General features: G+C 69.5%; 7 protein-coding genes. 2 read left to right on the top strand and 5 right to left on the bottom strand.

What is annotated here, in order from left to right; all coding sequences use genetic code 11:
- A partial coding sequence (locus IE249_RS33415) for an SDR family NAD(P)-dependent oxidoreductase (protein WP_189710934.1) occupies positions 1-151 on the bottom strand: 151 nt, incomplete at its 3' end.
- A gap of 198 nt (positions 152-349) precedes the next feature.
- Positions 350-1,159 carry a formate/nitrite transporter family protein gene (locus tag IE249_RS33410; RefSeq protein ID WP_189710932.1) on the bottom strand — a complete coding sequence of 270 codons (810 nt, stop codon included), beginning with the start codon at positions 1,157-1,159 and terminating at the stop codon, positions 350-352.
- Between the two features lie 591 nt (positions 1,160-1,750).
- Between IE249_RS33410 and IE249_RS33405 the strand changes: the two genes are divergently transcribed.
- A complete protein-coding gene (locus IE249_RS33405; protein WP_189710930.1) occupies positions 1,751-1,924 on the top strand; it encodes a hypothetical protein in 174 nt (57 codons plus the stop codon).
- A 38-nt stretch (positions 1,925-1,962) separates the two neighbouring features.
- On the opposite strand, the gene IE249_RS33400 is transcribed toward IE249_RS33405, so the two are convergent.
- A complete protein-coding gene (locus tag IE249_RS33400) occupies positions 1,963-4,644 on the bottom strand; it encodes a type 1 periplasmic-binding domain-containing protein (protein WP_189710928.1) in 2,682 nt (893 codons plus the stop codon).
- Positions 4,645-5,076: 432 nt separating this feature from the next.
- Positions 5,077-6,273 carry a PP2C family protein-serine/threonine phosphatase gene (locus tag IE249_RS33395; RefSeq protein ID WP_189710926.1) on the bottom strand — a complete coding sequence of 399 codons (1,197 nt, stop codon included), beginning with the start codon at positions 6,271-6,273 and terminating at the stop codon, positions 5,077-5,079.
- Between the two features lie 542 nt (positions 6,274-6,815).
- Here IE249_RS33395 and IE249_RS33390 point away from each other — a divergent pair.
- Complete coding sequence (locus tag IE249_RS33390) at positions 6,816-7,304, top strand: hypothetical protein (RefSeq protein WP_189710924.1); 489 nt, start codon at positions 6,816-6,818, stop codon at positions 7,302-7,304.
- A 103-nt stretch (positions 7,305-7,407) separates the two neighbouring features.
- Here IE249_RS33390 and IE249_RS39335 read toward each other — a convergent pair.
- The coding region (locus tag IE249_RS39335; RefSeq protein ID WP_229859827.1) for a hypothetical protein at positions 7,408-7,642 on the bottom strand (235 nt) is incomplete at its 5' end.

The following is a 7,642-nucleotide window of genomic DNA, read 5'->3' as shown; positions in this document are numbered from 1 at the left end:
ACCGCCGGGCCAGGGCGTCCAGCCGCTCGGCGCGCCGGGCGACCAGCACCAGGTCCCAGCCGCGTCGGGCGAGCCGGGCGGCGTACTCGGCGCCGATGCCCGACGACGCGCCGGTCACCACAGCGGAACCGTCAGCCTCGCCGTATGCCATACGCGATCCCTTCACCGTCGGAATCCGCTGTCGCGCACGAGCGTCGGCTCCGGGGTGGGGCCGGCGGCGCCGGGGGATGAGCATGCCGACGGCCACGGCTCGGGCACATGGCGGGGTCAGCAGTGCTCACGCGAGCCCTCACACTGACGCCGGAACACACAGCACCTGTCCCGATCGGCCTGCGCTGCCCTGCGGGCGTCAGGAATCGGCTCGCGTACGCGGGTTGGCGTCGCTCAGCATCGGGGCACTGCGAATGAGACGCAGCGCTGTGGTGAGCAGGACGCCGCCGACGATGTTGCCGAGAACCGCCCAGGCCAGCCACTTCAGCCAGTCGATGTAACCGTAGGACGTGCTACCGGTGTGCAGGCCGGCAAACGCGATGAGGGAGTCCAGCACCGAGTGCCACAGTCCGAGTCCCGCCAGGACGAACGCGGTGCTGACAGACGCGGTGATCTTTCCGGTCATGGACTCGCTGCCGTGATGCATACGGGTCATGAGCGTGATGACGCCGCCGCCCAGCACGGCGAGGCAGAAGGTGCCCAATGTGTAACCCCCTTGGACGAAATGCGCGCCCGAAGCAGCCGCGGTGCTGCGCAGATCCGGGTACGCCTGCATGACCAGCCAGGTGAACACCCATCCGCCGACCAGATTCATCGCCAGGACCGTTCCCCACATACGCACCAGGTCGAGCCAAGTGGCCGCGCCCGCGACGACGGTGGCGACAGGGACAAGAAATCCCTCCGTGAACAGTTCGCTGTGCCCGAGCAGCAAAGCGATGAGTCCCACGGAGAAGGCCAGTCCGGCCAGGAGTTCGCTCCCCGTCTCGCGCCTCACGGCAAGCAGTGCCATGACGCCGACGCCGACATCGATGCCGCCCAGCAGCCCGGTGGCCACCAATGACGTCCAGGTGCGGTGCAGCCGAGGCCACCCCTCGGCCACGATCCGTTCCGCCGCTTCGGCGACCCTCCGCTCACCGGGGCCCTGCATGATCTGGTCGTCTGGTTCCACGGCGGTCCCTCCCGGTCTCACGTCACCTCGACACCCTTCCAGGACGATCTTTCGTGAGACCGGCTGCCAATGTCGTCATCCACGCCGGTGCGGTGTCACCCGGCAGCGCCCCGACCGGCTGCCCGCCACGTATCACTGCACCCACGGGGTAGGCGGCTTCCACGGCCACTACCGGGTCGGCGACGACACCCCAAGGAGCGTCCCGCAGCAGCAGAGAGTCGCCCGCTGGTTGGCCCAGGGTGCGGCTCGCTCGAAACGAGGTCAGGGAAGACTCTCCAGGTCTCCGCGCGAGCGGCGAACCCGGCTTCCTGGCGTATCGGCCCAAGGAGCCCGAACGTGAACCTCCCCGCGACCGGCGCTACCCGTCGCAATGCCCGACCGGTCTTCGGCGACGACCGCTGCGGGCTCGCCGACGGCTACTGACCCCCCACGTCCAAGACGCCCCGGCTGCAGCGGACGGCGCGCGCAGCCGGGCGTACGGTGGAAGGTGGCTGTGGTGAGAGTGGTTTTGCCGTCCGCGGTGCGACCACCGCACTGCCGAGGACGGCCGCCGTTCTCGGTTTCAACGAGTCACAACGACCGGGAGGGTCGATGAGCCTCTTCTTGTTCCTCCTCCTTGTGGTCGTCGTCCTGGGAATCATCGGATTCGCCGTTCATGGTCTGTTCTACCTGCTCATCATCGGCGCGGTCGTTCTCCTGGCGGACCTCGTCCTCGGAATCGTGCGCTTCGGCGGCCGGGGAAACACACACCGCGTACGTCGATGACCTGTCGGTATCGGAAGGCGGGCGGGCTCACGTCGTCGTCAGGAGGAGTCGTCTGTCGGGCAGGTGAATCGGCCGCCGGGACCCCAGTGGGTGATGCGTTCCGCTCTTTGGGCCAGCACACCGCAGGTGAGGTCCGTGAGAGTGCCGCCTTGCGGGGGGATTTCCCGGACGTGGATCTCCTTGTCCGGCGGGTAGTTGTGATCGCTGTCCAGGGTGATGACGCCGGACTCGCCGACGTAGTCCGACACGCCGGGGTCCTGGAGTTGGGTGACCAGGGAGCTCGGCGTGAATCCGGGATCGGTGGTCAGGATGGCGTTCATGACGTCGGAGAGGATGTTCACCGCGTCGTAGCCGACTGCCGCGTCGTTCTCCGCGGGCAGGTCGAACGCGGCTTGGAAGCGCTGCGAGAACGGGCCGCTGGGCTCCGGCAGGCTGAATTGGTTGTAGAAGAGCGTCAGCGCGTCGTACTCCTGCCGCATCCGTTCCGGGTGCAGGGTGAGGTCGGGGGCGGGGCTTTCCGCCAGGACCGCGACGCGGTTCTGGCGGGCGCGGCATCCGGGGTCGCCCTGCATGTAGTGGAAGAGGTCCTCCATGACGCCGGAGCGTCCCGCGTAGAGGATGAAGCCGTTGGTGCGGTGGACCAGCGCGCAGACGGTCTGGGCGACGTCGGAGGTGCGTCGGTCGTCCACCTCGCCGTAGGGCACCCGGTACACCGGTCCGGCCACTTGGTAGTCCTCGTCGAAGCGGTTGGCCAGGTCGTTGCTGAAGTACTTGTCGCGCGGGTCGTACACGACGACCGCTGCGGGCCCGGTGCGACCCGTGGCGGTCCCCGTCAGGGCCTGCAGCCGGGGTGAGTGCTGGGCGAAGGAGGCCATGACCGCGGCGATGCGTGCATCGGGCGGGGAGAGCTGGAAGTAGGAGACGGGTGACTCGCCCTCCACCATCCGCTGCCCCGTGACTCCGGTGCCGAGTACGGCCAGGCCCTTGGTGCCCAGTTCGATGGCGGCCTGCTGTGACTCGGCCCGGCTCTGCGTCAGACCGACGACGGCCGCGATGTGGTCCTTGGCCGCCCTGTCGAGGATCATCTGAGCGACGTCCACGTCGGTGTGGTTGGTGGTGTTCAGACCACCGCGTGAGCCGTAACGGAAGTACTCGCCCGCGTTGGCCACGAGCAGCCGGATGGGCATCTGGGACTTCAGGTGCCTGTCGTTCACCTCCTTCTGGGCCATCAGGGCGCCACGCAGCATCTGGAAGCCGGTGGGTACGGTGCGCTTGGACTCCGAGCCCACACTGAGCGGTGCGAAGAAGACGAGCGTGCGATAGGGGCGGTCCCGGTTCACCAGGGCGTTCTGCCGGCCGAGAGTCTGCTCCAGTTTCCGCAGCTCCGGTGCGTACAGACCATGCGCGAGGTCGCAGCCGTCGAGTCCGTCGGTGAGGCCCACCACCTGGCCCGTCGCCACCTGTCGGCAGGAGGCGGCGGGGCGTGTGCCGGGCATGACGGACCGGGCCGCACCGTAGCCCGCGAAACCGCCGGTCAATGCCAGGGCGGCGGCAAGGGTGGCGGTCGCCGGTCGCCACCAGTCCCAGGCGGAGGCCCGAGGAGATTCCACGGCGCGGTGTCCGGCCAGCCATTCGGCGGCGGTCCTGTCGTCCGCAGTCCGGGGAAGTGGCAACACGTGCACGGTCTCGGTGGTCCGGCCGGAGACTGTCGCGGAGATCAGGGATGCCGTCGCCAGGCCCGCACGGTGGGCGCGGGATCCGCTGTGGAGCGCGGTGGGTGGCGGTGGTGGAGCTGCGTAGGAGGGGATCTCATCCGTGGCGGCACCCAGTACCAGCAGCGGACTGGGCCCGGCGTCGGCGGCTGTGGCGGCGTAGGCGTCCAGGAACTTGCGGCAGGCCGACCGCTCACCGCCGACGCTCGGAAGCAGCAGGACGAAGGCCCACTTCCGGCGCGGGCGGTGCCTGCTCCAGATCGGCGGACGTGCCGCCTTCGCCAGGTCGTGCAGGAGCGCGATCAGCAGGACCTGCCGGACGACCGCTTCATCGCGGGTGGCCATGGCCGCGGCCTCCGGGGGCCGCGTCTGCGCCGTCCGGTGAGCTCTCGAGTACTGGTGCGCCGCCCGCAGGGCCAGCGCCGCGCCGAGGAAACTCCGGCCGGGCTGGTTCAGGTGGGAGCCCAGCCACGGATGCTTTCGGTCCAGGCGTATGCCGTACCACAGACGCCAGAGCCACCCCACCGGCACGGAGGTCACCCAGCGCAGGGCTGCCGCCCACGGGCCGCCGACCTCGCCGAGCGGGACGGCGCCGGCGGCAGGCTGGAAGCGCCGGGCGCACCTCTCGACCAGCATGTCGCGCATGGCCTTCCGGTCGGACTCGGTGTCATCGGCCGCGGGCAGCGGTGCACGCAGCACCGACAGCAGCGTGTCGAACTCGCGCAGTTGCAGCCTCCCGGCCCTGTCGGGCATGGAGGCACGCAGCTGACGGGCCACTTCTTCCAGCAGTAGTACATGAGGCCCGCCCGCGTCGTCCTCCCGCGGGCCACCCCGGGCGAGCAGAGCGGCGTCGAGGAGGGCGTGCGGCACGAGGCCGGACAGGTGCTGGGCCGGATCGCCTCCGGTGGACAGCAGCCTCTGCCGGTAGGCGAGGACCAGGGCGGCGAGCGCCGGGTCCGGCTCGGCGGGGCCTGCCGGGTTGCCCTCCGGTTCTCGGGCCAGGAGCACGGCAGGCAGCCGACACCGGCGGGAGCCACCTCGCCATGAAAGGCCGGCCCTCCGGTCGGCGACGTACCGGTCGAGCACGCGGATGACCGAGTCGAATCCTTCGGGCAGGGCGATTTGTTGCGCGTCCTGTGGGGGTGGGTGCAGCACGGAACCTCCATCAGCCGTATGTCGCCCGAGCGTTCCGCGAGCCTATGGACGAGACGGACCACGGCGAGTGCTTTGCCGCGATTCGACTCTTTTTGAGCAAAGGTGGGAGCGTATTGCGTACAGACGCACTGCTGCGAGCGCGGCAACGCCCCGGACGACTTGGGTCGTGGTCCGGGGCGGCACGTGTCCATCGATTACTCACTTGATTACTCGCTTCGCACTGCGACACACAGCCGTCGACCACGTCACCGTGCGCGGCCGCGGGAAGCGAGCTGTGGTGCTTGATCAGCGATCTGGGCCGTACCCGTCTTCGCGCCGCGGTCCGTGCCAGTCCAGGACGAGGACGGTGGCGTCGTCCCGGAGGTTTCCGTGACAGGCGTCCAGCACCGCGCTGGTCAGGCTGCGCACGGTTTCCCTGGGATGTGAGGTGCGGGTGTCCCACACGAGGGATGCCAGGTCGACGGCTCCGGCGCCGCGTTCCTGCATGCCGTCAGTGAGCAGGATCAGACGGTCACCGGGGAGAAGCTGGAGTTCCTGGACACGGTAGGAGGTGGGGGCTGCGACGCCGAAGGGAAGATTGACTGAGAGCCGGACCTCTTCCACTTCGGTGGCGCCTTTGCGCAGGCGCAGGGGCCGGGGATGCCCGGCGTTGACCAGTTCGCAGGCCCCCGTGGCGAGGTTGATGCACAGCAACTGGCCGGTGGCCAGGCCGCGGCTGTGGGTCAGCAGGGCGTCGTGGGCGTGTTGCGCCTGCTGGAGTGCGTCACAGCCGCCGCGGCGGGCGCCGCGCATGGCGCCGACCAGGAGTGTGGCCAGCAGCGCGGAGTTGGTGTCGTGGCCCATGGCGTCGGTGATGGACAGGTGCAGTGTGTCGCGATCGAGCGTGTAGTCGTAGGTGTCGCCGCCGATGTCGTCGGCCGGCACCAGCCCTGCCGCGAGGGTGAACTGGGGAGCCTCGCAGCAGGAGGCCGAGGGAAGCAGTTGGTGCTGGATCTCCGCGGCCAGGCTGGTCCGGGTGGTGCGCCGACCCGCGTGGTACAGGTCGGTGAAACGGCGGTCCGTGACGATTATGTAGGCCAGTGCGTGCGCCGCGTCTTCGATCTGCGCGAGCACGGTGTCGTCCGCGTTCTGCAGCGTGGCCTCCAGCAGACCGATGCAGTCGCCGCGGTTGGTGACCGGCGAGATCACGCGCCGCCCGCCCTGGCCGTCCGGTTCCACGTGCTGGCGCTGGGTGCGCAGGACTACGTCGTAGACGCTGCCCTCCAGGTCGATCCGCTCGGCGGCGCCGCCACCCGAATCGTTCTCGGCCTGTGTGGTCAGGCGCAGCAGCCGCCGACCCACGAGATCGACGAACAGGAACGACACACGCTCCGCCCCGAAGCGCTTGCGCAGGTCGTCCGCGAGTACCTCGACCGACTCCCCGGGCGGTGCGCCCTCAGCGGCGGCCAGAAGCTGCCCCAGTTCCAGATCCCCGCCGTCCATGGCAACCTCCCATCAGTTGCCGCTCCTTCTTCCCCGGGTTCGCCCCTCGTCACCCACTACATGCATCGTTCCCTGCTCGCGGTTCTCTCTCGCGACGGAACTCGGTTGACGCGTCGAGCCCTCCTGAGCCCGAGAACTGCGGTGCGGTCCCCTCGTGGTCTCATCGGTCGGCAACGCATCGCCTGCCCACGAGGACCAGGTCGGGTCACCGTGGCGCCGGGCACCGGGCCCCGCGGGGGTTGGGACAGGGGCGGGGCCGGTGATCGGGGTGGGCTTTCGCGGGCGGTGCTTCTCCTTCGCGGGTTCGTGTGCGTCCGCCGGGGGGAGTGGTTGGGTGGCGTGCTGGCCGGTGGGTTCGGGGGACTGCGGGGTGGCCGGCTGTTTGTCAAGCCCCGAATTCGAGTGGCATGCCCGCGGGGCGAGCGGGGGTGTTAATGGATGCAGGAGGTCACCACGGATGACGGTGACCGACTCCCCGCCGGCCGGGGAAATCTTCCGGCCGCGGTTTCCGTCCCCTTTCCCTTTGTGCAAGGAGCATCATCATGGCCGTAATTCGTAAGCAGCGTCTGGCCGTCCTGACCGCGTCGGCTGCCCTGGCCGTCGGAGGCGCCCTGGTACCGGCCAGTGCCTTCGCCGCCACGCCGCAGACCGCCACCCACGCGATGGCGCCCGCCCACCACGGCCCCGCGCACCCCCGCGGAGGCGGCAACGTGAATGTGCCCGTCGTCAATGGTGGCGGCACCGGTGGCAATGTGAATGTGCCGGTGGTCAATGGTGGCGGCACCGGCGGTAACGTCAATGTGCCGGTGGTCAATGGCGGCGGCAATGGCGGGAACGTGAATGTGCCCGTCGTCAATGGCGGCGGCAATGGCGGGAATGTCAATGTGCCCGTCGTCAATGGTGGCGGTACCGGTGGGAATGTCAATGTGCCCGTCGTCAATGGTGGCGGTACCGGTGGGAATGTGAATGTGCCGGTGGTCAATGGCGGTGGTACGGGCGGCAACGTGAACGTGCCGGTCGTCAACGGCTGAGGACACGGTCCGGCCGGGTGGTGATTCCGCCCGGCCGGACCGCTGTATGCACCGGCCCGCGCGCTCTGCCGCGTGGGCCGCAGACCTGTGCCGGAGCACGAGGTCACGAGGTCACACGGTCGCGTTGCGGCCCCGGCCGAACGAAGCGTCGGTTCACCTGGCGTCCCTGGCCGGCTGCCTTGGTGGTCACCAGAGTGTGGCGCAGGTGGCGCGTCAGCGATTCGCCCATCTCCGCGCCTGTGGAATGCGGCCGCTCCTGTGGGAGGGGCAAACGCTCCATGCCGGACGGATGGCCGAGTACGGCTACCGCGCCGGCCGCAGCCGCTTCCAACGGTGCC

Origin of the sequence: Streptomyces anandii JCM 4720, from assembly GCF_014650655.1 — a bacterium.
GTDB lineage: Bacteria > Actinomycetota > Actinomycetes > Streptomycetales > Streptomycetaceae > Streptomyces > Streptomyces anandii.
Note: the sequence above shows the minus strand (reverse complement) of the source record. Positions and strands in the feature narration are given on the sequence as shown.